The 24,924-nt window shown below is 64.4% G+C and carries 27 protein-coding genes; 7 read left to right on the plus strand and 20 right to left on the minus strand.

Going from position 1 to position 24,924, the window contains the following annotated elements:
- Positions 1-71: 71 nt before the first annotated feature.
- The 7 genes from EP837_RS20380 to EP837_RS04990 form a co-directional block, all read right to left on the minus strand.
- A complete protein-coding gene (locus EP837_RS20380) occupies positions 72-245 on the minus strand; it encodes a Trm112 family protein (RefSeq protein ID WP_082919548.1) in 174 nt (57 codons plus the stop codon).
- Complete coding sequence (locus EP837_RS04965) at positions 242-853, minus strand: LON peptidase substrate-binding domain-containing protein (protein WP_082919549.1); 612 nt, start codon at positions 851-853, stop codon at positions 242-244. The genes EP837_RS20380 and EP837_RS04965 overlap by 4 nt, the downstream gene beginning before the upstream one ends.
- Before the next feature lie 11 nt (positions 854-864).
- A complete protein-coding gene (locus EP837_RS04970; protein WP_066524982.1) occupies positions 865-1,776 on the minus strand; it encodes a tetratricopeptide repeat protein in 912 nt (303 codons plus the stop codon).
- A gap of 82 nt (positions 1,777-1,858) precedes the next feature.
- Positions 1,859-2,701, minus strand: coding sequence for a MipA/OmpV family protein (locus EP837_RS04975; protein ID WP_066524984.1), 843 nt, complete (start codon positions 2,699-2,701; stop codon positions 1,859-1,861).
- 72 nt (positions 2,702-2,773) lie between these two features.
- Positions 2,774-3,211, minus strand: a complete 438-nt coding sequence (locus EP837_RS04980; RefSeq protein WP_066524985.1) for a DUF2141 domain-containing protein — start codon at positions 3,209-3,211, stop codon at positions 2,774-2,776.
- Positions 3,208-3,936, minus strand: coding sequence for a sterol desaturase family protein (locus EP837_RS04985; protein ID WP_066528733.1), 729 nt, complete (start codon positions 3,934-3,936; stop codon positions 3,208-3,210). Before EP837_RS04985 ends, EP837_RS04980 begins: the two co-directional genes overlap by 4 nt.
- A gap of 49 nt (positions 3,937-3,985) precedes the next feature.
- Positions 3,986-4,876 (minus strand): prephenate dehydratase, encoded by an 891-nt coding sequence (locus tag EP837_RS04990; protein WP_066528734.1) that lies wholly within the window; start codon positions 4,874-4,876, stop codon positions 3,986-3,988.
- Positions 4,877-5,062: 186 nt separating this feature from the next.
- On the opposite strand from EP837_RS04990, the gene EP837_RS04995 reads away from it, so the two are divergent.
- Entirely contained in the window at positions 5,063-5,722 is a 660-nt protein-coding gene (locus EP837_RS04995; RefSeq protein WP_066528735.1) for a c-type cytochrome, read from the plus strand.
- A gap of 169 nt (positions 5,723-5,891) precedes the next feature.
- Here EP837_RS04995 and EP837_RS05000 read toward each other — a convergent pair whose 3' ends face one another.
- Positions 5,892-6,743, minus strand: a complete 852-nt coding sequence (locus tag EP837_RS05000; protein WP_443019126.1) for a kinase — start codon at positions 6,741-6,743, stop codon at positions 5,892-5,894.
- Positions 6,740-8,056, minus strand: a complete 1,317-nt coding sequence (locus tag EP837_RS05005; RefSeq protein WP_066524987.1) for a hemolysin family protein — start codon at positions 8,054-8,056, stop codon at positions 6,740-6,742. Before EP837_RS05005 ends, EP837_RS05000 begins: the two co-directional genes overlap by 4 nt.
- A gap of 154 nt (positions 8,057-8,210) precedes the next feature.
- On the opposite strand from EP837_RS05005, the gene EP837_RS05010 reads away from it, so the two are divergent.
- A complete protein-coding gene (locus tag EP837_RS05010; RefSeq protein WP_066524989.1) occupies positions 8,211-8,891 on the plus strand; it encodes an OmpA family protein in 681 nt (226 codons plus the stop codon).
- A 69-nt stretch (positions 8,892-8,960) separates the two neighbouring features.
- Here the strand turns inward: EP837_RS05010 and EP837_RS05015 are convergent, their stop codons facing one another.
- The 10 genes from EP837_RS05015 to EP837_RS05060 form a co-directional block, all read right to left on the minus strand.
- On the minus strand, positions 8,961-9,578 hold the full coding sequence (locus EP837_RS05015) for a MarC family protein (protein WP_066524992.1): 618 nt from the start codon (positions 9,576-9,578) through the stop codon (positions 8,961-8,963).
- On the minus strand, positions 9,575-10,231 hold the full coding sequence (locus EP837_RS05020) for a YybH family protein (RefSeq protein ID WP_066524993.1): 657 nt from the start codon (positions 10,229-10,231) through the stop codon (positions 9,575-9,577). The genes EP837_RS05015 and EP837_RS05020 overlap by 4 nt, the downstream gene beginning before the upstream one ends.
- The gene (folD, locus tag EP837_RS05025) at positions 10,228-11,121 is read right to left on the minus strand and encodes a bifunctional methylenetetrahydrofolate dehydrogenase/methenyltetrahydrofolate cyclohydrolase FolD (RefSeq protein WP_066524994.1); all 894 of its coding nucleotides are present in this window, start codon (positions 11,119-11,121) and stop codon (positions 10,228-10,230) included. The genes EP837_RS05020 and folD overlap by 4 nt, the downstream gene beginning before the upstream one ends.
- Positions 11,122-11,167: 46 nt before the next feature.
- On the minus strand, positions 11,168-11,506 hold the full coding sequence (locus EP837_RS05030; protein WP_066524995.1) for a DUF167 domain-containing protein: 339 nt from the start codon (positions 11,504-11,506) through the stop codon (positions 11,168-11,170).
- Entirely contained in the window at positions 11,503-11,793 is a 291-nt protein-coding gene (locus EP837_RS05035; protein WP_066525001.1) for a YggT family protein, read from the minus strand. The genes EP837_RS05030 and EP837_RS05035 overlap by 4 nt, the downstream gene beginning before the upstream one ends.
- A gap of 194 nt (positions 11,794-11,987) precedes the next feature.
- A complete protein-coding gene (gene argB / locus EP837_RS05040) occupies positions 11,988-12,905 on the minus strand; it encodes an acetylglutamate kinase (protein ID WP_066525003.1) in 918 nt (305 codons plus the stop codon).
- An 82-nt stretch (positions 12,906-12,987) separates the two neighbouring features.
- Positions 12,988-14,502: a Ppx/GppA family phosphatase gene (locus EP837_RS05045; protein ID WP_066525005.1), complete on the minus strand. Its 1,515-nt coding sequence runs from the start codon at positions 14,500-14,502 to the stop codon at positions 12,988-12,990.
- Positions 14,503-14,507: 5 nt separating this feature from the next.
- Positions 14,508-16,646: an RNA degradosome polyphosphate kinase gene (locus EP837_RS05050; protein WP_066525007.1), complete on the minus strand. Its 2,139-nt coding sequence runs from the start codon at positions 16,644-16,646 to the stop codon at positions 14,508-14,510.
- A gap of 7 nt (positions 16,647-16,653) precedes the next feature.
- Entirely contained in the window at positions 16,654-17,289 is a 636-nt protein-coding gene (locus tag EP837_RS05055; protein WP_066525009.1) for a chromosomal replication initiator DnaA, read from the minus strand.
- Positions 17,286-18,626 carry a heavy-metal-associated domain-containing protein gene (locus EP837_RS05060; RefSeq protein WP_380801972.1) on the minus strand — a complete coding sequence of 447 codons (1,341 nt, stop codon included), beginning with the start codon at positions 18,624-18,626 and terminating at the stop codon, positions 17,286-17,288. The genes EP837_RS05055 and EP837_RS05060 overlap by 4 nt, the downstream gene beginning before the upstream one ends.
- A gap of 105 nt (positions 18,627-18,731) precedes the next feature.
- Here EP837_RS05060 and purM point away from each other — a divergent pair, with 105 nt between their 5' ends.
- From purM to nadB, 5 genes are all read left to right on the plus strand, one after another.
- The gene (gene purM / locus EP837_RS05065; protein WP_066528744.1) at positions 18,732-19,826 is read left to right on the plus strand and encodes a phosphoribosylformylglycinamidine cyclo-ligase; all 1,095 of its coding nucleotides are present in this window, start codon (positions 18,732-18,734) and stop codon (positions 19,824-19,826) included.
- Between the two features lie 142 nt (positions 19,827-19,968).
- Positions 19,969-20,919: a phosphoribosylglycinamide formyltransferase gene (purN, locus tag EP837_RS05070; protein ID WP_066525012.1), complete on the plus strand. Its 951-nt coding sequence runs from the start codon at positions 19,969-19,971 to the stop codon at positions 20,917-20,919.
- A 75-nt stretch (positions 20,920-20,994) separates the two neighbouring features.
- Positions 20,995-21,921: an ABC transporter ATP-binding protein gene (locus EP837_RS05075; protein ID WP_066525013.1), complete on the plus strand. Its 927-nt coding sequence runs from the start codon at positions 20,995-20,997 to the stop codon at positions 21,919-21,921.
- Positions 21,918-22,373: an endonuclease domain-containing protein gene (locus tag EP837_RS20385; protein ID WP_225870574.1), complete on the plus strand. Its 456-nt coding sequence runs from the start codon at positions 21,918-21,920 to the stop codon at positions 22,371-22,373. Before EP837_RS05075 ends, EP837_RS20385 begins: the two co-directional genes overlap by 4 nt.
- 8 nt (positions 22,374-22,381) lie before the next feature.
- Positions 22,382-23,986: an L-aspartate oxidase gene (gene nadB, locus EP837_RS05080; RefSeq protein WP_066525016.1), complete on the plus strand. Its 1,605-nt coding sequence runs from the start codon at positions 22,382-22,384 to the stop codon at positions 23,984-23,986.
- Here nadB and EP837_RS05085 read toward each other — a convergent pair whose 3' ends face one another.
- Positions 23,987-24,832 (minus strand): alpha/beta fold hydrolase, encoded by an 846-nt coding sequence (locus tag EP837_RS05085; RefSeq protein WP_066525018.1) that lies wholly within the window; start codon positions 24,830-24,832, stop codon positions 23,987-23,989. It abuts the gene before it with no gap.
- Positions 24,833-24,924 lie beyond the last annotated feature (92 nt).

The raw sequence follows: 24,924 nt of genomic DNA on the forward strand, positions 1-24,924 counted from the left end.
GGTTCGCCGGGCCGGTTTTTTTCGATCCTACCCCTAGACCGTCACCCCAGCGAAAGCGGGGATGACGAAAGTTAAAGCGGTCGCGCCTCGCGCACCACCAACACCGGCACACCGTCGCGCACCGGAAAGGCCAGACCGGCCGCGTCCGACACCAGTTCATCCCGCTCCGCATTCCAACGCAGCGGCGTGCGCGTCACAGGGCAGACGAGCTTGGACAAGAGATACGGGTCCAGCGCCGCACTCATTGCATCGTCGCCCCGCCATTGCGCTCGATCCGGCCGACGATCTGCATCAACTGGATGATCCGTTCCGACCGCTCGTTCAGCGTGTCCGCCTCCAGCAGCGTCTGCTTGGCGGCGGGATCGAACGGAGCGATCTGGGCGATGCCGTTAACGAGCGACATATCGTCCAGCCGCGACACGGCGGTCCAATCGACGACATAGCCCAGCGCATCGGCAAAGCGCCGCGCCTCCTGCTCCAGCGCCGCGCGTTCGACGGCATGGAGCACCTCATCCTCCGGCGCCTGTTCGACGTCCGCCTCAATCTGGCGGAAGGCGGTGGCGACATCCAGTTCGCGGATCACGCGAAAGCGCGCCAGCCCCTTAAGGATGATGTTAAAACGGCCGTCCTCCAGCGCTTCGATCTCGCTGATATGGCCCAGGCAGCCGACGTCGAACAGCGGCGGCTTGGGCCCTTTCTCCCGCGGCTGGATCATGCCGATGCGGCGGTCGCGCGCCATCGCGTCGTGGATCAGCGCCCTGTAGCGCGGCTCGAATATATGCAGCGGCAGGTCCATGCCCGGCAGCAGCAGCGCGCCCGACAAAGGGAAGATGGAGACGCGGGCGCGGTTCACTGGGGGAGCCGTCAGGAAAAGAGGATTTGCGACAATTTCCGGCGCTGCGCCGCGACCCAAGGGTCCTCAAGGCCCGTGGCTTCGAACAGCTTGACCAATTGCGCGCGCGCCGCGCCGTCATTCCAGGCGCGGTCGCGGCGGACGATCTCCAGAAGTTCATCAGCCGCCCGGTCGCGATCGCCATTGGCCATCAACCCGCCCGCCAGTTCGAAACGCGCCTCATGATCGTCGGGATTGGCCGCAACCTTCGCTTCAACGCCCGACAGGTCGGACACCGGCCTTGCGTCGCGAGCGAGCGCGATGGCGGCGCGGGCGCGATCCACCGCTTGATCCTTCGCCACATCGGCGGGCAGTGCATCCAGCACCGCCTCAGCCTCGTCCAGCCGCGCCAGCGCAACCAGCGCCCGCGCATGGCCGGAGGCGACCTCTGCATTGTCCGGCGCCATCGCGCCAATCTGCTCAAATATAGAGAGCGCGCGATCATATTCGCCGCCCGCCAGCATTTCCTCGCCCATTTCGATCAGCGGCGCGATCTCCTGAAGCTGCGCCTTTTCATCCGATTCGATCGGTAGCTGAGCAAGCAACTGGTCAAGAAACTGCTTCAGCTGTCCCTCGGTCCGCGCCTGGCTCAAGTCGGCGACTGGCTGGCCTTGAAACACCGCATAGACGGTCGGGATCGACTGCACGCGGAATTGGGCGGCGATGAACTTATTCTCATCGACATTGATCTTCACCAGCTTCACGCCCTTGGGCGCATAGTCGGCGCAGACCTTCTCGATCACGGGGGTCAGCTGCTTGCAGGGGCCGCACCATTCGGCCCAGAAATCGACGATGACGAGGCTGGTGCGCGACGGGTCCACCACGTCACGGCGGAATGCCTCCACCGCCTCCTTGTCGCCATCACTCAGTCCAAGGGTCGCCACTGTCTTCGTCTCCTGCCTTCATGCGGTTGGGTGCCGCCTCCATACAGCGCCTTATGTGGGGCGTCACCCTGTCCGCACAAGATCAGAAGGTATAGCCGACGCCCACCGCGCCCATCCATTGATTCTTCGATCCCGCGATGCTGACCACGGGCGAGTCCGCATAGTCGCCCAACATGCGCGAATAGCCGCCCAGCGCGAACAGGGCCCAGCCCTTGCGCAGGTCGCCCGACAGGGACAAACCGCCAGTCAGGTTCACGCCGACCTTCTTAAAGCCGGAGCTATCGCCCGCCGCCGAATAGGCGGGGAGCCCCGACGCCAGCGCCCCGGCGGCATCGACATCATAATAATAGCGGCCATATTTCTTGCCGACATAATCGGCCGACACGCCAAGGCCGACGAAGCTGCGCGTCGATAGCGGCGCGAAATATTCGATCGCCGGGGTGACGACATAGCTGTCATGCGCGCCCGCTACATCCTTGGTGATAGCGACGCGGACGGACAGATTGTCATAATCGCTGGTCAGGACGCCGGTCTTGCCGATCCCGACAAAGCCGCCCACTTCCACCGCCACGTCCCGCTCCCCTAGCGCGCGGACAGCGGCGTCCTTGATGCTCTTGCGGCTGGATCGGTCGAAGCGCACGCCAGCGACCGGCCCCAGCTGGAAATCTATGCCCTCGCCCCGATTGGGAATGGCGTCGATGTAGAGGCTGGGCCCGCGCGTCCAGAAGGCGAAATCGCTGACCTTCCCGCGCAGTTGAGGAACCGGGATCACCCGATAGTCGTCCGACCCCTCGTAGCTGGGAATGACTGCCGCACCGACACCTACGGTGAGGACATTGCTGTCTTCTACTTGAGCAAAGGCAGGATGAACGGCGCTCAGGGCGACGAAAGCTATCCCTGCAGCGAGAATTTGACGATGGTTCATAAATCCCCTGTTCCACGAAATAGTCAGCAGCCTAGAATGTTTCGCTGCCATTACGGTTCCAGTTCGGGGCAATCAGAGGAAATATTTGATCTTTATTTCCTGCCTGACCGCTGATCCCGCCACCGGGAACTGCGCGGAACGGAAGCTGGGCGCGCCGAAGCGGATGGCGGGATTGCGGGAAAAGCCGACGCCTTCGCGCGGGATGCCTGCGAACGTATCCAGCTTTCCATTGCCATTTTCGTCGTGGATGATGGCGATGGCATAGTCGCCGGGCGCCACCTCTCCCAACGGGATCGCCCCTGACGCCACTGGGACCGTCAGGTGCCGCTTGTCAGGATCATGGCTGCAATCGGGGAAATAGGCTGGCGAGCGCGTAATGCAGACGAGCAGGTTGCCCTTGCCCGATCGCAAGTCGCGCACGCCCATGCTGAGCGGCTGCGGCTGATTGTCCGGAGCAGCGCCCGGCAGGGTTACCAACATCGCAACCAAAAACAGCAATCTCGCCCTCATGCGCGCCCCTTTTCAAAGTCGCCCAACCCCCGATCGGTCCCGCACAGGCGGTCCCATACACGGAAATAAAGGCCGTAATTGCAGCTATAAAGCTCATGATGCCGTTGATGATGGCTGGCCGTGATCAACCAGCGCCCGGCCGGCCCCTGCACCAGCCAGCGCGGAAACATCTCCCACCCCATATGGTTCGACACGCCCATGACAGTCATGATCGCCAGCACCGCGCCCAATGCGCCGACATGAATGGGGATCAGCAAGACGAGCGCCGGAATGACGAGCGCCCCCGTCAGCGCTTCCCAGGGATGAAAGCTCATCGCCGCCCAGGCCGTGGGCGGGCGGCTCGCATGATGGACGGCGTGAGCTATGCGGAACAGGCGAGGCCGGTGCATCCAGCGATGGGTCCAGTAAAACCAACTGTCATGCGCCGCGAGATAGAGCAGCACCGATACCGGCAGATACCAGAGCGGAAAGGCATGAACGTCCGTGTAGATTCGCGTCCACCCCTGCGCTTGCCAGCCCCAGGCTATAATACCTGCCGGAATGCCATAGATCAGCGCGGACGCCAGCGACCAGCCGATCTCCCGCCTGACCTGGTCCCCAAGATGCGCGTAAAGCCCGGGCTGGCGCACATGCGTCGCCAGCGCGAAGCCGCCGCTGGTCAGCAGATAACGCACGCCCACGATGGCGCTCATGGCGAGAGCAGAAAGGAGGAGCGCGGCGGCCATCACCGCCAACTATAAGGAGCGCGGCGCGTCCCGTCACCCCATCGGCGCGTCAAGTGCGCGGCCGCGCCTGCCGATAGCTGCCCAGCATCCGCACCCATTTGCTGTGGAACTCCAGTTCCGCCAGCGCCCGGTCGATCGCCGGATCACCGGGCATCCCTTCGATGTCGCAGAAAAACTCGGTCGCGGCGAAGCTCGCCCCGCGCTGATAGCTTTCCAGCTTGGTCATGTTGACGCCGTTGGTCGCAAAGCCGCCCATCGCCTTGTAAAGCGCAGCGGGCACATTCTTCACCTCGAACAGGAAGGTCGTCATCACCGGACCGACGCCGGGTTCCGGCATCTTGGGCTCACGCGACAACACCAGGAAGCGCGTCATATTGTCGTCGCTATCCTCGATATTCTCCGCCACCAGCTTCAGGCCGTACAGTTCCGCCGCGAGATAGGGTGCGACCGCACCCTCCCCCGGCTTCTTTGATTCTGCGACCAGAGCGGCCGCGCCTGCGGTATCGGCATAAGCCACCGGCTGGATGCCCCGCTCACGCAGATAGTGGCGGCACTGGCCCAGCGCCTGCGGGTGGCTCATCGCGCTTTTGACCGGCGCGTCATCGATCGCCATCAGGCAGTGCCGGATGCGCAGGAAATATTCGTCGATGATGTGCAGCCCCGATTCGGGCAGTAGGAAATGCATGTCGGCGACCCGGCCATGCAGGCTGTTTTCGATCGGGATGATCGCCCGCGCGGCCTGCCCATTGCGCACCGCATCGATCGCATCTTCAAAGGCGAAGCAGGGCAGCGGCACGCAATCGGGCGCGTAATCCAACGCCGCCAGATGCGAATTGGCGCCTGGCGCGCCTTGATAGGCGATCGCGCGCGAGGGATCGGCTGCCGCCTTCGCGGCCAGGTCCGCGACGATGACGCGGGCGGGGGCGGGATAGTTTTCCATCGGTGCGAGCGCGCTTAGGCACTCCTTCGCACGCGCGCAAGCATGCGCAGGGCAGCGCTCCTGCAAAAGCGGGCGTCAGGGCGTTCAACCATGCTTGCGCGTTCGCTCTTGCGCCATTATGGCAGCGCGCTAAAGGGGGCGCGGAAACCAAGCCGCCAGAACAAAATTCAAGGGAATCCAAGCGAAATGGCCGATCGTTTCAACACCGTTGCAGGCTGGGCGTTGTTTGCGGGGATCGTTGCGCTGGGCGGCGGAATCGTCAGCTCCAAATATTTCCATGACGAACGCCCTGAGAAGATGGGCTATGCGATCGAAGGCGTGGAAGCCGAGGGCGAAGGCGGCGCAGCTGCTGGTCCGGGCCTCAACACCCTGCTTGCCAGCGCCGATGTGGCCGCCGGTGAGAAGGTGTTCGCCAAGTGCGCCGCCTGCCACACCGTGAACCAGGGCGGCGCCAACGGCATCGGTCCGAACCTCTACGCCACCGTTGGCGAGGGCATCGGTCAGGGCAAGGGCGGCTTCGCCTTCTCCGACGCGCTCAAGAGCAAGGGCGGCAACTGGACGTTCGAGGCGCTGGATCACTGGCTGACCAGCCCGCGTGAGTTCGCGCCGGGCACCAAGATGACCTTCGCGGGCCTCGGCAACCCCGCCGACCGCGCCAACCTCATCGCCTGGCTGAACACGCAGGGCTCGAACCTGCCCCTGCCCGCCGCCGACGCCGCACCGGCGGAAGCGAGCGCCACGCCCGCTGAAGCCGCAAGCAACGCGACCAATGCAGCGGAAAGCGTCGCGGGCAAGGCCCCAGCCAACGCCGCACCCGCCACCGGCCCGGCCGCTGCTGGCAAGTAACAGGCTTTCACCGAAACTAAAGGGGCGCGGCACTGATTGCCGCGCCCCTTGCGTTTACAGCATGCAGCCGTGAATAAGAATCGCTCGAGCTGACCTGTCGAAGCCTGTTCTGAGCGCCTGATGCGGCAGTAGGGAAAGACGCCTCACGCCAACCTGCGGAACGACAAATTCAGAGCAAACCGCCGCGATTGCGAATAGCTATGACGGACCGGTCCTCCGCCAATTCTATGACCATGTCAGCCCAGCGGGGAAGGTCATCAAGCATATGACGAGTCAGCCGTTCATAATGCTGGATGAAGCGGGCAATTTCTTTACCAGACATGACGCCTGGTGAAGGCGCGCGGCCGCGTAATTCTTCTTCTTGCTCATTCCGCCAGCGCAAGACCACATCAAAGCTTGGTGCAGCGAGAAAAACAAGCCGGTCGATGCGGGCAAACAGCGCCTGATAGCTGCCCGCCAATGCGCTGTTTACGAAATGACGCCAGATGCCCTCTGCGTCTTCTTCTCGCTCCAACTGATTCACGGGGGAAGCCAAGTCTGCCTCTGATTGGGGGCGGGCGCCTACGCACCAGCCTTCCAACAGCAGCAGCCGAGTGCCGGGCGCTGCTTCTTCCCACGCGCTGTCCGGCAATCGATCGTCGGCAGCCTTGTCAAACCGGGGCAACGGTGCCGCCTCCCCACGCTCCAATGACGCGATGATCCCAAGGCCAAGGTCTATATCATGCGTTCTCGGCACCCCGCGCGTGCGCAACAGCGGGTGGCTGGCGCGGCCGAGCATCTCACGCTCAACTCGTGTGCGATAAAGGTCGTCGATCGACAGCAGCGCGGTGGGCACGCCGTTTCGATCGAAACGCTCCTTCAGTGCGCGTGCCAGCGTGGATTTGCCGCTTCCTTGCGCGCCACACAGGCCGATAATCGTCAGCGAGGTGTTCAGCCCGGACAGGGCTTGCTGGACGAGATGCTCTAGCGCTTGGATAGCGCTGCCATTGTTGCCCGGTGCATCGCCAGGCAGCGTGGTCACCGCTCCGCCACCAGCAGCTTGTCGATCTTCCGCCCGTCCATATCGACGATCTCGAACCGCCATCCCTGGTCATCGATAAAATCGCCCACCTCGGGCAATCGCTTGAGCAACCAGAGAGCGTGACCGGCGACGGTCGCATAATCCCGCCCTTCCGGCAGGTCGATCCCAATCCGGTCCGCCAGCAGGTCCACCGGCATCTGCCCCGACACCAGCAAGCTGCCATCCTCGCGCTCGACAACATCGGGCTCATCATGGGCGTCCCGATCCGACGCGAAATGGCCCGCGATCGCGGACAGCAGGTCTGCGGGCGTGGCGATGCCTTCGAAATGGCCATATTCGTCATGAACCATGACCATGGGCACATCGGCACGGCGCAGCACTTCCAGCACATCCATCGCATCGACCTGATCGGGGACGACCTCCACCCGGCGCATCAGGGCTTCAAGGTTGAGCCGATCTCCCCGGAACAGCGCGGTCATGATGTCGCGCGCCTGGACGACGCCGATAATATCTTCAACCGTTCCGCGGCCCACAGGCAGTCTGGTGTGCGGCGTTTCGAGCAATCGGGCGCGGATCGTTTCGTCGTCGGCGCTGATGTCGATCCAATCGACGTCCATGCGCGGGGTCATCACTTCGCGTACCGGCCGGTCGGCGAGACGGACAACGCCAGAGATGATCGCGCGCTCGCTCTCCTCGATCACCCCCGATCGGCTCGCCTCGGCGACGATCAGGTGCAGTTCCTCTGCCGTCACATGGCTCTCGGATTCGCGTGTCATCCGCAACAGGCGGAAGATGAGCGCGCTCGATCCGTCCAGCACCCAGACAATCGGCGCAGTCAGCCTCGACAGCCACAGCATCGGCGTCGCCACCAGCGCCGCAATGGGTTCGGGCGCGCGTAGGGCGAATTGCTTGGGCACCAACTCCCCGACGATCAACGAAGCATAGGTGGTGAGGCCGATCACCAGCGCAAAGCCGAGATTGGCCGCGCCGCTAGGTGACAGGCCCAGCCCCTGCAGCCGTTCGCCCACCGGCCCGCCCAGGCTCGCGCCCGAATAGGCACCCGCGACGATACCGATAAGGGTAATGCCGATCTGCACGGTCGAGAGGAACTTGCCAGGATCGCTCGCGAGCGCCAGCGCGGTCTGCGCCCCGCGCCGCCCCGCCTTCTCCATCGCCTGAAGTCGTGGGCGGCGGGCGGAGACGATCGCCAGTTCCGACATGGCGAAGACGCCGTTCAGCGCCACCAACGCCAGGATGATGACAAGATCTGCCCAAGGAAAGGGCGTCGGAGCGTGCGGGGGGATCGTGGCCATGGCGGTCAGCTACGCCCTATAACCTTGTTTCTTACAATTTCACAACCGCCGCATCACACGGGGTTCAGTTCGCTTGTGGAACAAAGGACGGCGCTCGACCATTGGGTAGTGCATCCGATCCTTTCGGGCGCACGATAATAAGGGAATTGAATCTATGCGGATTTCTCATCGCATCATGGGCGCGGCAGGCTTGGCCGCGATGCTAGCGACGACGGCGTGCACGACCGACCCCAACACCGGGCAGCGGCAGATTTCGAAGGCGGCGATCGGCGGCATCGGCGGCGCGCTGGGCGGCTATCTGCTGGGCGACCTGGTCGGCGGGCGGCGCGACCGGACCGAGAAGATCCTCGGCGCGGGCATCGGCGCGGTCGCGGGCGCGGGCATCGGCGCCTATATGGACGCACAGGAACGCAAGCTGCGTGAGGAAACCGCTGGCAGCGGCGTTGATGTGATCCGCGACGGTGACAATCTGGTGCTTCGCATGCCGTCCGGCATCACCTTCACCACCGACAGCGCCGCCGTTCAAACGCAGTTCCGGCCGACGCTGGACGATGTGTCGTCTGTCCTGGCCCAATATCCCAAAACCTATATCGACGTGTACGGCCACACGGACAGCGACGGGTCCGACGCTTATAACCAGACCCTGTCGGAACGCCGCGCGCAGTCCGTGGCGGATTACCTTACCACCCACGGCGTCCAGTCGGCCCGCATCGCGACGCGCGGATTTGGCGAGACCCAGCCGATCGCCTCCAACGAAAGCGCCGAGGGCAAGGCAAGCAACCGCCGCGTCGAAATCAAGATCGCGCCGGTAACGGAGAATGACGTCCGGGCTTAAAATCCCCGTTCGCTTCGAGCGAAGCCGAGATGCCGCGCAAGCGGTTTCTCGACTTCGTCCAACCGCGGGTTAAAAACTCGCCTTCAACCCATCGATCACGAACTGCGCCGCGAGCGCGGCCAGCAGCACGCCGAGCAGCCGGGTTATCACCGCCTCGATCTTGCTGCCCAGTAGCGCCATGATCGGCCCCGCCGCCAGCAGCGACCCAAGCATCAGCGCCAGCGTCACCACGACCGCGCCCATCACGACCAACCGTTCGCTGATGCCATCGGCCTGCGACATCAACAGCATCACCGTCGCGATCGATCCTGGCCCCGCGATCATCGGCATCGCCATGGGAAAGACCGAGACATCCTCCACTTCCGGCGTCTCGGCGATCTTGTGCGCCCGATCCTCGCGCCGCTGGGTGCGCTTCTCGAACACCATGTCCATCGCGATGATGAACAGCATGATGCCGCCCGCAATGCGGAAACTGTCGAGCGCGATGCCGAGCACGCCCAGCAGCTGCTTCCCCCACAGCGCGAAGATCAGCAGGATCACTGCCGCGATGCCCACTGCGCGGATCGCCATGACACGCCGCTGCGCGTGGCTCGCGCCGGTCGTCAGGCTGGCATAGATCGGCGCGCAGCCCGGCGGATCAATGACGACGAACAGAGTCACGAAGGCGGAGATGAACAGCTCGATCATGCGCCCGGCGCCGCTACCTTGTCATCGATCACCACATCATAGCCGCTGCCATTCCATGCGCGCACCCTGACATGGCGGCTGCCATCGGCCGCAACATCGGCGGTCCAGATCAGGCTGTCATCGGCGGGCGGCGCTGGTGTCTTCGCTCCGGGCGCGGGGCGAGCGCCGAGCCCCGGCTCCCGCCGCTTGCATGTCGCCACCTTCCCCACCAGAAACTCCGGCGCTTCCCGCGGCGCGGCCAGCGTGTCGCCATGATCCAGCACCCATTTCCACGCGCCATTCTTTTCGCGCCGCCAAATGGTCGTGAAATAGCCGACGGAGCCGTCCGGCCGCCGCCAGTTGCCGGTGCTGGCGGCAAGGTTGCCATCGCAGGATACATGGATGACGGACGGCGTCCAGCTCACCGGCTTGGGCGGATCGGTCCGTCCTTTCAGCCACTGTTTCGCCATCACGCGCTGCGGCACGAACATCACCGCATCGTCAGCCGCCGTTTCGCGGAAGGCAGTCCACTGCCCCTTGTCCCGCGCCAGGCGATTGAAAGCGATCTCGGCCGCAAAGACCGAACTCGGGTCCGGCTGATACCGCATCGGCGGCCGCGCGGCCACCAGCCCCAACAGGCTGGCCGCGATCAGAGCCGCCCGCGCTGCCTTCACAATCCCTCCGGCTTCGCCAACCCAGCGCGCGCATGCGCCGCGACCAGCGTATTGCGCAGCAGCACCGCGATCGTCATCGGCCCTACTCCGCCCGGCACCGGCGTGATCGCCCGGACATGGGCCAGCGCCTCGGCCGTGGCGACGTCGCCAACGATCCGGCTCTTGCCATCTTCCGTGTCGGTCACGCGGTTGATGCCAACGTCGATCACCGTGGCGCCGGGCTTGATCCATTCGCCCTTCACCATTTCGGCGCGGCCGACCGCCGCCACCACAATGTCGGCCCGGTGCACGACCGAAGCCAGATCGCGCGTCCGGCTGTGCGCGATGGTGACCGTGCAATTTTCCGCCAGCAGCAGCTGCGCCATGGGCTTCCCCACGATGTTGGAGCGGCCGACAACCACCGCCTCCATGCCCGTCAAATCGCCCAACTCATCCTTCAACAGCATGACGCAGCCCAGCGGCGTGCAGGGCACCAGCGCCTCCTGCCCGGTCGCCAGACGACCGGAATTGACGACATGGAAGCCGTCCACGTCCTTGGTCGGGTCAACCGCGCCGATGACCGCGGCTTCATCGATATGGCCGGGCAGCGGCAGCTGGACGAGGATGCCATCCACCCGGTCGTCCGCGTTCAGTTCCTCGACCAGGTCCAGCAGCTCTTCCTCGCCGATGCTGGCAGGCAGCTTGAACTCCAGGCTTTCCATGCCCGCCTCGACCGTCATCTTGCCCTTGTTGCGGACATAGACGGAACTGGCCGGGTCCTCGCCCACCAGCACCACGGCCAATCCCGGCTTGCGGCCGGCGCTTTTGACGAAGGCAGCGACGCCGTCCGCCACCTTGCCCCGCAGCGTGGCGGCGAAAGCCTTGCCGTCGATGATCTTGCCGATGGTCATGCTGCCTCAACCCGTCCCTTGATGATGGTGGAAAGCCGTAAAGCCATCATCGCCGCATTTCCTGAGCCGTCAGACGGTTCAATCTGACTTGGAAATGCTCCAGCGCCAACGCTTCACCGCCGCCCTTGATCCGCAGCCGCTTTAGCCGGTTGCTGTCGCCCGATTCCAGCGAAATCGCGCTCCGCGGCCAATCCAGTTCCTTGGCGAGCAGCGCAATCAGCGCCGCGTTCGCCTTGCCCTTTTCGGGGACAGCGCGGACGCGCGCGCCCAGCCAGTCAGCGCCCTTCTCGTCCGTCCACCGTCCACCCAACTCCTCCCGCGCGGCACCGGGCGTCAGGCGGACGGAAAGCAGCAGGTCGTTGCCGTCCTGCCGCCAGACGCTCACACCAGCCCGAAGAGCGGCGGCAATATGGCCTGGCGGATGATCAGGATGGCCAGCAGCACGACCATGGGCGACAGGTCCAGCGCGCCCAGATCGGGCATCACCCGCCGGATCGGATTGTAGATTGGCGCCGTCATGCGATCGAGCGCAACTATGACGGTGCGGACCACATCGCTTGAGGTGTTGATGACGTTGAAGGCGATCAGCCAGCTCATGATCGCCTGGATGATGATGATCCACCACAGCACATCGAGCAGGATGACGATGATCTGATAGAAGGCGTAGGCCATGCGGTCTCCGAATTGACTGCCGATGCTCTAGCCGAGGGGGACGGCGCACGACAAGGCTTAGCGCAGGATTCCAGCGCCTTTCCCCTCGTCATGCCAGCGAAAGCTGGCATCTCCTCTGCCCGGGCGCAGCCTCGCCTTGCAAGATCCAGCTTTCGCTGGGATGACGAGGGAGAGAACAACCGGCAGCGTATGACTTACCGGCGCACTAAAGTGCCCGCACCGCGCTTCGTGAAGATTTCCAGCAGCATAGCATGGGGAACCCGGCCGTCCAGGATGACGGCGGCGTCCACTCCGCCTTCCACAGCCTTCACGCAGGTTTCGAGCTTGGGGATCATCCCGCCGCTGATCGTGCCATCCTCTTGCAGCACCCGGATTGCCGCGGGATCGAGGTCAGTCAGCAGCTGCCCCTGCTTGTCGAGCACACCGGCCACATCGGTCAGCAGGAAGAAGCGCGAAGCCTGAAGCTCGGCCGCAATCGCGCCCGCCATCGTGTCCGCATTGACATTATAAGTATGTCCATCCGCACCAATGCCCACCGGCGCGACCACCGGAATGATGCCGCTTTGCGAGAGCGTATCGAGGATAGAGCGATCGACCTTCACCGGATCGCCGACAAAGCCCAGATCGACATTGCGCTCAATCCCCGAATTGGGGTCCGCCTCCCGCTTGCCCAGCACCTTCTCGCACAGGACCAGGCCACCGTCCTTGCCGGAAATGCCGACAGCCTTGCCACCCGCGCCAGCGATCCAGCCCACGATCTCCTTGTTGATCGAACCGGCCAGAACCATCTCCGCAACCTGCGCCGTCTCCTTGTCGGTCACGCGAAGGCCACCGACGAACTTCGATTCGACGCCCAGTTTCTTCAGCATCGCGCCAATTTGCGGGCCGCCGCCATGAATCACGACGACATTGATGCCGACCGCCTTCATGAGCACCACGTCCTCGGCGAAATCACGCGCCGCCTCCGGGTCGCCCATGGCATGGCCGCCATATTTGACCACAAAGGTCTGCCCTGCATAACGCTGCATATAAGGCAACGCCTCAACGAGGGTTTCAGCCTTGGCGAGGAGTGCGGGATCGGGCGCGTGCTTGTTATTCATGCGCGCGCGCATACGGCCTAATGGGTGCGGGGGCAAGTTTTGGGCTGTTCAAGCCATTCCCCTCCCGCAGGCGGGAGGGAAGCAGGTAGTTGCCTCACCACGCCAGCCGATACTTCACGCCCATGGCCTGCGCCAGATGCCGCTGCCGCCGCTCGACCGCCTCGCCGAACAGTTCTGCATCCACATTCCGCAGCCGCAGCTCCAGCGTATCGCCGACCATCTCCAGCTTCGAGGCTAGCAACGGCCCCTCGACACCGCCGGAAAGCCGCTGGCCGAGCCGGATCGCAAGGCCCCAAAGCGTCGCCCGCTTGAGCGCGGCAGCCGATGCCAGCCCTTCAATGGCGGGCGGAACCGTAGCCCCGCCGCCGAAATTGCTATGCAGCGCCTGCGCCAGCATCGCCCGTTCAGGCGCGGTGATGCCAACCCAATTGCTGTGCAACGCGATCTCGACGCCGCGTTCGGCTCGAAAATCAGGGTTCGCGCGCCAGCCCACATCGGCCAGCAGGCAAGCAGCCCTGCGGATGCGTCGCCAGGATGGTTCATCATCCTCGAACAGCGATGCGATCCAGCGTTCGATCATGTCGCCATGGCCGACGAAGCGCCCCTGCGCCTCCCCTTCCGCCTCGGCCGCGACCAGCAGCGGATCGTGCGCGCGAATCTCCGGCGGCAAATCCTCGAACAACAGCCCTTCGCGCAGGCCATAGGCGGACACGATCAGTTCGCTCGACTTCAGTTGGCGCACGACAACCGACAGCAGCGCGGCGGCGTCCGGCAGCGTGGGAACGCGTGACCCGGTGATCGCCGGAATATCCTTCAATCGCGCGCGGCCGACATGCGACACGATTCGCGTCAACTGCTCCGCCCGGGACGCGGGCATCGCATATTGATGCACCACCGGCAGCGGGAAATGGGTGAGCTGCATGTCGAAGCGGGCAAGCGAGCGCCAGGAACCGCCCACAAGGTAGAAGGGCACGCCCGGTTCGACGACCCAGCCCGCCTTCTCCAGCATCTTCTTCACCTGCCGCTCCAGGACGGCAGGGCCTTTCGCGCGGATCTGGGGCAGGCGCAGCACGCCCAGCGGCAGCGAAATGGTGTCATGCACAGCGCCATCGCGCACCCGTGCCAGCTCCAGGCTGCCGCCGCCCAGATCGCCCACCACGCCATTGGCCCCAGGAATGCCCGACAGCACGCCATGGGCCGCCGCGATCGCTTCCTGAGCCCCGGAAAGCAGCTCGACCTTAAGTCCCATCGCACGCGCGCGCAGGATGAACTCCTCGCCGTTGGCCGCGTCCCGCACTGCGGCCGTGGCGACACAGCGGACGTCCTGCACCTCCATTTCGCGGCAGAGATGGGCGAAACGTCCCACTGCGCGCAGCCCGCGCTCCATCGCCTCCGGCTCGATGCGGCCGGTCTTGCCAAGTGACGCGCCCAGCCCCGCCATCACCTTTTCATTGAAGAGGGTGAACGGAATGCGGCGGGGTCCGTCATACACCACCAGGCGGACGCTGTTGGAGCCGATGTCGATGATCGCCGTGCGCGCATTGGCATGCTCTGGCGATGTCGCCATCGTCTCGGCGATGGCGCGCACCTGGCTCAGCATGGAGTTCATGCGGGTCAGGCTCGCCCGCGCAGGCGTAGCGTCGGGACGGCTTCGCTATCCAGCGCCGCACCCCGGCCCGACAGCGACGGATTGGTCATGAAATAGCGGTGGAGATTGAAGGGGCGATCGCTTGCGCGCACGCGGGCATAGTGGCCATCGCTGTCCAGCTCCCAGCTCTGCTCGGTATCGATGAGATTCGCCACCATCACCTGGTCCAGAATCTGGTCGTGCACGGTCGGGTTTTCCACAGGAGCCAGAAATTCAACGCGGCGGTCAAAGTTCCTCGGCATCCAGTCGGCCGAGCTGATGAACACCTTCGCACCGTTATTGGGCAGCGCCTTGCCATTGCCGAACACGGTGATGCGGCTATGCTCCAGGAACCGGCCGACGACCGACTTCACCCGAATATTCTCCGACATGCCCGGCACGCCTGGACGCAGGCAGCAGATGCCGCGTACGATCAGGTCGATCTGAACCCCCGCATTGCTGGCGGCGTAGAGCTTTTCGATGATTGCCGGATCGACCAGCGAGTTCATCTTGGCCCAGATGGTGCCGGGCCGGCCCGCGCGAACATGCACGATCTCCGCCTCGATCAGCTCGCACAGGCGATTACGCAGGTCGCGCGGCGACATGACCAGCTTTTCCAGCGCCTGCGGCTCGACATAGCCGGTGATGTAGTTGAACAGCGCCGCCGCATCGCGGCCATAGGCCGGGTCCGCGGTGAAGAAGCTCAGATCGGTATAGATGCGCGCGGTGATCGGGTGATAATTGCCCGTGCCGAAATGACAGTAGGTGCGGAACGCCTCGCCTTCGCGGCGGACGACCATCGACACCTTGGCATGGGTCTTCCAGTCGATGAAGCCATAGACAACCTGCACGCCCGCGCGTTCCAGCGCGTCGGCCCACATGAGGTTCTGTTCCTCGTCGAACCGCGCCTTCAACTCGACCACTGCCGTCACCGACTTACCCGCCTCCGCCGCGTCGATCAGCGCGCGGATGATCGCCGACTGCTTGCCCGCGCGATAGAGCGTCTGCTTGATCGCGACGACATCGGGGTCGGATGCGGCTTGTTTCAGGAACGAAACGACAACGTCGAACGCTTCATAGGGGTGATGGACGACAATGTCCTTCGCCCGGATCGCGGCAAAGCAATCCCCGCCATATTCGCGGATTCGTTCAGGAAATCGCGGCGCATAGGGTTCGAACTTCAGGTCCGGCCGGTCCTCATCCACCACGCCGGACAGGTCGCCGATGCCGACAAAGCCCTCCACCTCGGCGATAATCGCCTCATGCCCCTGGAGCATGTCCTGCAGCATTTCCTCGACCGGCTCGGGAATGCGCTCCTCTATCTCCATCCGGATCACGCGGCCCCGGCGGCGGCGCTTGATGGCGCTGCGGAAATAGCGGACCAGATCCTCCGCCTCTTCCTCGATCTCAATATCGCTGTCGCGGATGATGCGGAACACCCCGCTGTTGCGCACGCGGTAGCCGGGAAAGAGATCGGCGGAAAAGCGCCGGATCACCGCCTCCAACGCCATGTAGCGCGCATGGTCGCCCGGTATCCGCACGAAGCGAGCGAGCGAAGACGGGATCATCACCAGTTCGCGGATCGGCTGCTTGTCCGACAGCCGCTCCAGATCGAAGACGATCGAGAGCCCCTGGTTGGGAATGAAGGGGAACGGATGCGCCGGGTCAAGCGCTTGGGGCGTGAGGATCGGGAAGACCTGGCTCAGGAAATGGTCGCGCAGCCATGTCTCGCTGGCCGCATCCATCGGGCTGGACGGGCCGATGACCTCGATGCCGACCTTCGCAAGTTCACCATGCAGCGCGCCCCAGACCTTCTGCTGAGCGCCCATCAACCGCGCGGTCTCCTCCGCGATCGCGCCAAGCTGCTGCGCTGGCGTCAACCCATCGGCGGAGCGCATGTCGACGTCCTGCAACTGCTGCCCCTTCAGGCCCGCCACGCGCACGCTGAAAAATTCGTCAAGATTCGCGCCCGAAATCGACAGGAAGCGCAGCCGCTCCAGCAGCGGATGCTCGCGGTTCATCGCTTCCTCCAGCACCCGCTGGTTGAAGGCCAGCCAGGACAGCTCCCGGTTGAAATAGCGGTCGCTGGGCAGGGTCAGGCTGGCAGAGGGATCAGCTTCGGCCACGTCTCTCTCAATTTGATGAGGGGTGCGGATCATCGGGCATTATAGGCAAGAATCCGGCCGCTTGCAGGGCCTCTTTCGCCATAGCGGCAGAAATCTTACGTCCAGATGACAGCGCCGCCTCGTTCAGCAGCCGCGTCACGCCTGCAATCGCCGCATAGCTGCGCTCTATCCGGCGCAGCAGCCATTCGGGCAGGTCAGCCGCATAATTAGCGCCCATCGCTCCCAGCGCCCGTTCGACCAGCGCGCGAGCGAGCGGTTCGTCGGGCTCCTCAATGGCGATGTGCGGCGCCGCTGCCAGCCGGGATTTAAGGTCAGGCAGCGTGACATCCCACAGCGTCGGCGCACGCAATCCGATCAGAAGCAGCGGCCTGCGGCTGGTCTGCGCATCATTCCAGGCGTTGAAAAGAAGGCGGTCCTCCTGCCCTTCCGCATCGTCGATGACCCTGCCGGCGCTCATGGCCGCAAAGCGCCGGCCCAGCATCGACCGGCCGGAGAGGGAAGGACCGCTCAGCACGCTGATCGCCAGCGGCCAGTCGCGCCAACCTTCCAGATGACGCACGGCGACGCTATTCGCATCGCTGACCAGGAAGTCCCCGTCCGTCCCCTGCCCTGGCCAATCAAATGGCAGGCTGATCTGCCTCATTGCGGCGCTGCCGCTCCTGCAGGCGCTGCGCCGCCTCCACGCCGGATACGCAGGGCGGAGCCAGAGCCGGAGACCGTGAAACCCCGCGCCTGAAGCGCCGCGCGCAGCGCATCGGCTGTGCCGTCGAAGCTCACCTGCATCACCGATGTGCCACCCAGCGCCAGGCTGCTGGTGATCGCGGACCGCACGCCCAGGATCGAGCGAACCGCCGCCTCACCCTGCGCGACCGATCCGGCGTCCGGCGTGTCGAACTGGATCGAGAAGCTGCTGGTGGCAGCGGCAGGAACAGGCGCCTCCAGCGTTTCCACAGGCGCTTCGGTGGTGTTTTCTATCTCCAGAGCATCCGGATCAACCGGCTCCTCGATGATGAGCGAGGGGTCGGGCCGCAGGCGTCCATCATTAAGGGCAGCGGTATAAAGCTGGTCGATCCGCCGCGCTGCTTCATCCAGCATCTGCGGAATGGCGCTTTCGGCGGAAGCGCGCAGGGAGAAGCTGCCGATCAGCCGGTCATCGGGACCATAGCGCGCGGTGAAGGTGCCCGTGACAGGACCACCAGGCCATTGCCGCTCCAGCCGCGCGATCGGCACCACCACATCGGCCGCGCCATATTGGTCGAGCAGCACGCGCCACCAGAGACGCCCGCGACGCCCCACCTGGCCGGCATTGAGCAGGACCGGGTCGGCGATTGATCCGGCGACGCGCACATAATCGATGGCGCTGTCGCCGGTGCGGAACCGCGCCCAGGCTTTCTGCCATTCATTGATCCGTTCGTAGGACACGGCCGATCCCCCGTCCCACATCACCGGGATGACGAGCAGCGGCGGCGAACGCATGACATGGCCAGACACGCCCAGCAACTGACCCGTGCGCGCGCGGTCGAACAAAATGCCCAGCGTTGCGACATAGCGGGTGGGGCCGATCTGCTCATATTCGATTTCGACGCCGGAGATCATGCCTTCCAGCTGCGAATCGGACAGGCTGGGCACGCCTGCATTGCCGTGGGTGCGCGTCCAAAGCATGCGCCAGCCCTGCCGCTGCGCCAGCCGCCATCCGGCAAGGCGCGCGCTATTGGCATCCTTGCCCAGCACATCGACCTTGATGCCGCTCACTTGATAGTCGCCGCCGCTGGCGATCGGGGGCACGCCGCGCTCCCCCTCCATCTGCGCGAACAGCGCCGCCGCTGCGAGACCAAGGACGATGGCGCCCAATATCTGCGCGGGACGCGACAGCAGGCGAAGCAGCTGCGATGGCCGGAAATTCAGGCGGGGCAAGGCAGGGGACAGGCTCACGCGCGCCCTTTTGGCGGGATTTCCCCCATCTGCCAAGCGCCAACCCATTTCCCGTTCCGTTTTCCGCGCCATTGTGCACTCTCTGGGTTGCCGCATTTTCTTAAGCCGCCAGATGTTTCCATCTGGCTCGAAAATGCTTTAGGGGGCGCGAGCATGAGCGACACCGAATCCTACAGCTACGCCAAGGCTGGCGTGGACATCGCGGCAGGCAATGCGCTGGTCCGCGCCATCGCCCCTCTTGCCAAGGCGACGCGCCGCCCCGGCGCCGACGCCGAACTGGGCGGCTTTGGCGGCTTCTTCGACCTCAAGGCCGCCGGCTATGACGATCCGCTGCTGGTCGCGGCCAATGACGGCGTCGGCACCAAGCTGAAGCTCGCCATCGACCATGATGCGCATGACGGCGTGGGCATCGACCTTGTCGCCATGTGCGCCAACGACCTTATCGTTCAGGGCGCGGAGCCGCTTTTCTTCCTCGACTATTACGCCACCGGCAAGCTGGAGAGCGGCGTCGCCGAGCGCGTGATCGCGGGCATCGCCGAAGGCTGCAAGCAAGCTGGCTGCGCACTGATCGGCGGCGAGACCGCCGAAATGCCCGGCATGTATGCGGCCGGGGATTATGACCTTGCCGGTTTCTGCGTCGGCGCGGTGGAGCGGTCGCAGGCACTGACCGGCAACAAGGTGAAGGCCGGCGATGTGCTGCTCGGCCTCGCCTCCTCGGGCGTGCATTCCAACGGCTTCTCGCTGGTCCGCCGCCTCGCCGCGGACAAAGGCTGGAAGCTCGACCGCCCGGCGATCTTCGACAATGAAGTGCTGCTGATCGACGCGCTGATGGCGCCGACCCGCATCTATGTGAAGGCGCTGCTGCCGCTGGTGCGCGGCGGCAAAATCAATGCGCTGGCCCATATCACCGGCGGCGGCCTGCTGGAAAATATCCCGCGCGTTCTGCCCGACGGCTGCCATGCCATGGTCGATGCCGATGGGTGGGAACAGCCGCGCCTGATGGCCTTCCTCCAGGTGCAGGGCAATATCGAGCCGCAGGAAATGGCGCGCACCTTCAACTGCGGAGTCGGCATGGTGCTGGCGGTGGATGCGGACGTTGCCGATGCCGTGGCGGCCGAGCTGGAAGCGGCAGGCGAAACCGTGGTCCGCGTCGGTGTCGTGGAAGCGGGCGAGAAGGGCTGCACCGTCAAGGGATCGCAAGAAACCTGGAGCGCCAAGGCCGACTGGACCGCCACGCATCTGGGTTAGCAATTATTCCCACCGTTCGTGCGGAGTAGGGACTGAGCTTGTCGAAGGCCCGTATCGAAGCAAGGGCGGGGCGCAACATCCTTCGATACGCCGCATCGACTTCGCTCAGCGGCTACTCAGGACGAACGGAGGTCGTTCGATTATGGCCAAGGCAAAAGTCGGCGTTCTGATTTCCGGACGCGGCTCGAACATGGCGGCGCTGCTCTACGCCGCCAAACATCCGTCCTGCCCCTATGAGATCGTGCTGGTCGCCGCCAACGACCCGGAAGCCGCTGGCCTGACACTGGCACAGGCGGAGGGTATCCCCACCTTCGCGCAAAGCCACAAGGGCCTGAAGCGCGCCGAGTTCGACCAGATCATCGACGCGGAACTGCGCAAGGCAGGCGCGGAATATGTCGCCCTTGCCGGTTACATGCGCCTGCTCTCGCCCGAGTTCGTCTCCGGCTGGGAAGACCGGATGCTCAACATCCACCCCAGCCTGCTCCCCAAATATAAGGGCCTCGACACCCATCAAAAGGCGCTGGATGCGGGCGACAGCCATGCCGGTTGCTCCGTCCATGTCGTCACCAGCGAACTGGATGACGGCCCTGTGCTGGCGCAAACCGAGGTCGCCATCCTCCCCGGCGACACCGCCGACACGCTTGCCGCGCGCATCCTGATCGCCGAGCATCAACTTTATTCCCGCACCCTCGCCGACTTCGTGACCCGCGAGCGCCAGCCCGAATGGCTGCTAAACAAGGTGCGCGAACGCGCCCTCGCGCTGCCCCAGGCGGACGAGGTCACATCCCACGGCATGCCCTGCTTCGGTATCGAGAAGGGCAAGAAATTCGCCTATTTCAGCCAGGATCATCATGGCGACGGCATCACGGCGGTGCTGGTCAAGACGACCGCGCCGGAAGAACAGGCGATGCTGATCGACAGCGATTCCGCTCGCTACTTCCGCCCGGCCTATTTCGGCGACGGTTGGGTCGGCATCCGCCTCGACCTGGGCGACACGGATTGGGATCAAATCGAGGACCGGCTACACAAAAGCTGGCGTGAAGTCGCGCCCAGGAAGCTGCTGGGCCTGATGGACGTGGCCGAAGAATTCTAACAGCAGCCGTTCGTTTCGAGCGATGGTGGGGAAATCCCTTCCCGAATGTTCGCGCCATCCCCATAAAGATCAGCCATGACCGACATAACCGCCCCCGCCATAGAGATCACCAACCTCACCAAAGTCTATAAAGGTGGCAAGCGCGCGCTCGACAATATCAACCTGTCCATCCCGCGCGGCCAGATTTACGGCCTGCTCGGCCCCAATGGGGCAGGAAAATCCACGACGATCAACATCCTCGCCGGGCTGGTGAACAAGACGTCGGGAACGGCCAAAATCTGGGGCTTCGACATCGATCAGAACCCCCGCAATGCCAAAAACTCGATCGGCATCGTGCCGCAGGAAATCGTCTTCGATCCCTTCTTCACGCCCTTCGAGACGTTGGAAAATCAGGCGGGCTATTATGGCGTGCCGAAGGAACGCCGACGCTCGCTGGAACTGCTCCGCGCGGTGCATCTGGAGGACAAGGCCCATGCCTATGCCCGCACCCTGTCGGGCGGCATGAAGCGGCGGCTGCTGGTGGCGAAGGCGATGGTGCACAGCCCGCCGATCCTCGTGCTGGACGAACCGACTGCCGGCGTCGATGTGCAGCTACGTCAGCAGCTGTGGGAATATGTGCGTGAACTCAATGCGCGCGGCGTGACGATCGTGCTGACGACCCATTATCTGGAAGAGGCCGAGGAGCTGTGCGACCGCATCGGCATCATCAACCACGGCCGCCTCATCACCGACAAACCTACCCGCGAGTTGATCGCCATGGCGCAGGAGAAGGTGGTGCAGGTCACCGTCGATCGCGACATAACCGCCACGCCCGACGCACCCTGCTTCGAGAAAGTCGAACTTTCCGATCCACGCACGCTGACGATCACCTACATGAAGGACCGCGCCAACGCAGGCCAAGTGCTGAGCGCCGTGCAGGCGAGCGGCCTTTCCATCGTCGATGTGGTGACGCGCGACCCGGACCTGGAGGACGTGTTCCTCCATCTGACGGCGGCTGCGTGAGGGAAGACGATCCTGTTCCCCCTCCCGCTAGCGGGAGGGGCGATTGGGGTCGGGCAATCGGGAGGTGGGCCCGCGCAACGCTTCAAACGACGCAACACAGCGCGCGCCAAGAGCTGAGAAACGCCGCTCCCCCACCAGAACGTCTCTTGTGGCAACAGCTACGCGCCCGCAAACTCCGCTATAAATTCAACCGTCAGCTACCGATCGGCCCTTACTTCGCCGACTTCCTGTGCCGCGAACTTAACCTCATCATTGAAATAGACGGAGCGAGCCACGACCGCAGCGTTGATTATGATGCGCGCCGAGAAGATTACTCCCGCTCCCGAGGCTATCCAATCTTGCGCTTTTCAAATGCTGATGTGATGGAAAACCTTGAAGGCGTTGTGTCGCATGTCCAGGCGACGCTTGCCCAGGCCCACCCCCAGTCCCTCCCGTCAACGGGAGGGGAGTAAGGTTTCGAATGCCCACCACCACCCATGACGTCGTCATCATCGGCTCCGGAGCCGCCGGGCTCACCGCCGCGATCAGCCTGGCGCAGGACCGCAAGGTGTTGGTGCTCGCCAAGGCGGCGCTCGACAGCGGCTCCACCAACTGGGCGCAGGGGGGCATTGCCGCCGTACTCGACGCAGGTGACAGTTTCGAGGCGCATGTCCGCGACACAATGGTCGCTGGCGCGGGGCTCAACAATCGTGAGACGGTCGAGTTCGTCGTCTCCGAAGCCCCTGCGGCAATCGATCGGCTGGCGGAACTCGGCGTCCCCTTCAACGGCGGCGAGGAATTTGGCGAACGCTGGCACCTGACGCGCGAAGGCGGGCACAGCCATCGCCGCATTGTCCATGTCGATGACGCCACCGGCCATGCCGTGCAGGTCGCGCTGCTGAAGGCCGCACGCGCCAATCCCAACATCACTCTGCTGGAGGACATGGTCGCCATCGACCTCATCACCAGCCGCCACGCAGAGAAATATTCGGGAGACGGTCACGTTTGGGGCGTTTACGCCTTCAACAAGAATAGCGGCCATGTCGATGCGCTGCTTGGGAAAGCGACGATCCTGTGCACCGGCGGGGCGGGCCGCACTTATCTCTTCTCGACCGCGCCGCGAGGAGCGACCGGCGACGGCATCGCCATGGCCTGGCGCGCGGGCTGCCGCGTCTCCAACATGGAGATGAACCAGTTCCATCCGACCTGCCTTTACAATCTGGAGGTCAAGAATTTCCTGATCACCGAAGCCGTGCGCGGCGAAGGCGGCCACCTGAAGCTACCGCCCGGCGTACCCGGCGGCGGAGAGCGGTTCATGCCACGCTTCGACCCGCGCGCCGAACTAGCTCCCCGCGACGTCGTCGCCCGCGCGATCGACCATGAGATCAAGCGCCTCGGCCTCGACTATGTCCATCTCGACATCAGTCACAAGCCGCCGGAGTTTGTGCGCACCCACTTCCCGACCATCTATGCGCGGCTGCTCGACCTCGACATCGACATCACCAAAGAACCGATCCCCGTCGTCCCGGCGCAGCATTATACCTGCGGCGGCGTGGTCATCGACCTGGACGGCCGCACCGACCTGCCCGGCCTCTATGCCGCTGGCGAAGTCACGGAAAGCGGCCTGCACGGCGCCAACCGCCTCGCCTCCAACTCGCTGCTCGAATGTTTCGTGTTCGGCGAAACAGCGGCGAAGCACATCCGCGCCCATTGGGACGAACTCCCCTCGCCCCCGTCGATCCGGCCGTGGGACGAAAGCCGCGTCACCAACAGCGATGAAGAAGTGATCGTCCAGCATAACTGGAAGGAAATCCGCCGCTTCATGTGGGATTATGTCGGCATCGTCCGCACCACCAAGCGGCTGGAGCGGGCGCAGCACCGCATCGACCTGCTCGCCAAGGAAGTGGACGAATATTACGGCCATTTCCGGGTGACTTCGGACCTGATCGAACTGCGTAATCTGCTGGAGGTCGCGCGCCTCGTCGTCCGCTCGGCGCTCAAGCGCAAGGAAAGCCGAGGGCTGCACTATACGCTCGACTATCCGGACATGCTGCCCGAGGCCGTGGACACGGTTCTGACGCCCTGATCAGGGGCTGAGGAAGTCCCTCACGACTGTCGCGAAGCGCGCGGGTTGGTCCGCCATGACGACATGACCGCTAGGACCGATCGGCACCAGACGGACGCCTTTCTTGGCGGCATAAGCAGCACGGAAGGTGCGCCCGATGGCGTTCGCCTGCGTCGGGTCTGCGCCCACCGCATAGACAACCTCCATGGGCGCGGCGATCCGGCCAAGCTGCGGCTCAAGGTCGATGCTCGCCAAGTCCCGCAGCGCATTGGCGATGACGTCAGGATCGCTCCCCTTCGCGCCCGGAGCCTGCGCCAATATCTGCGCCAGATAGGTCCGCCCCGCCTTGGTCCCCGTAAAATATTGACTCAACTGATCGGCCAGATAGCCCATGCCCTGCGCGGTGCCGCCGACCATCGCCGCGCCCTCAGGCAGCATATCGACCACCATCAGCCGCCCGGCCAGACCCTTCAGCCCCAACATCATCGCCAGAGTGCCGCCCATGGAATGGCCAATGATCGCCGGACGCTCCAGCCCCGCCGCCCCCATATAGCGCGCAACCTCATCGGCCAGCGGCTGCACCAGCGGCCCGCTGGCATTGGCATCGGCCGCCAGCCCCGCAAAACCGCGCACATGAACGAGGTGCCAGCGGCAGCCCGGCACCGCCGCCATCAGGCCATTCCATAAACCCGGTCCGCTCGCCAGCCCGGCGATCAGCACCACGTCGCGCCCCGTGCCCCGCACCGTCACCGCGATCCGCCGCGACGTGAAGGGGGCAGCCAGCGCCGCGCCGCCCAGCATCACCCCGCCGGCCGCTGCCATGCCGCTCAGCAGCAGCGTGCGCCTATCCACAAGTCCAGCCATCATCGCGCTCTCATCACCCGTCGCGGCTTAACCTTAACTGAGCGCAAGCAGCAGCCCGTTCAGACTCCTTACATCGCAATTGTGGAATCATTCAT

Source organism: Sphingobium sp. EP60837, from assembly GCF_001658005.1.
GTDB lineage: Bacteria > Pseudomonadota > Alphaproteobacteria > Sphingomonadales > Sphingomonadaceae > Sphingobium > Sphingobium tyrosinilyticum.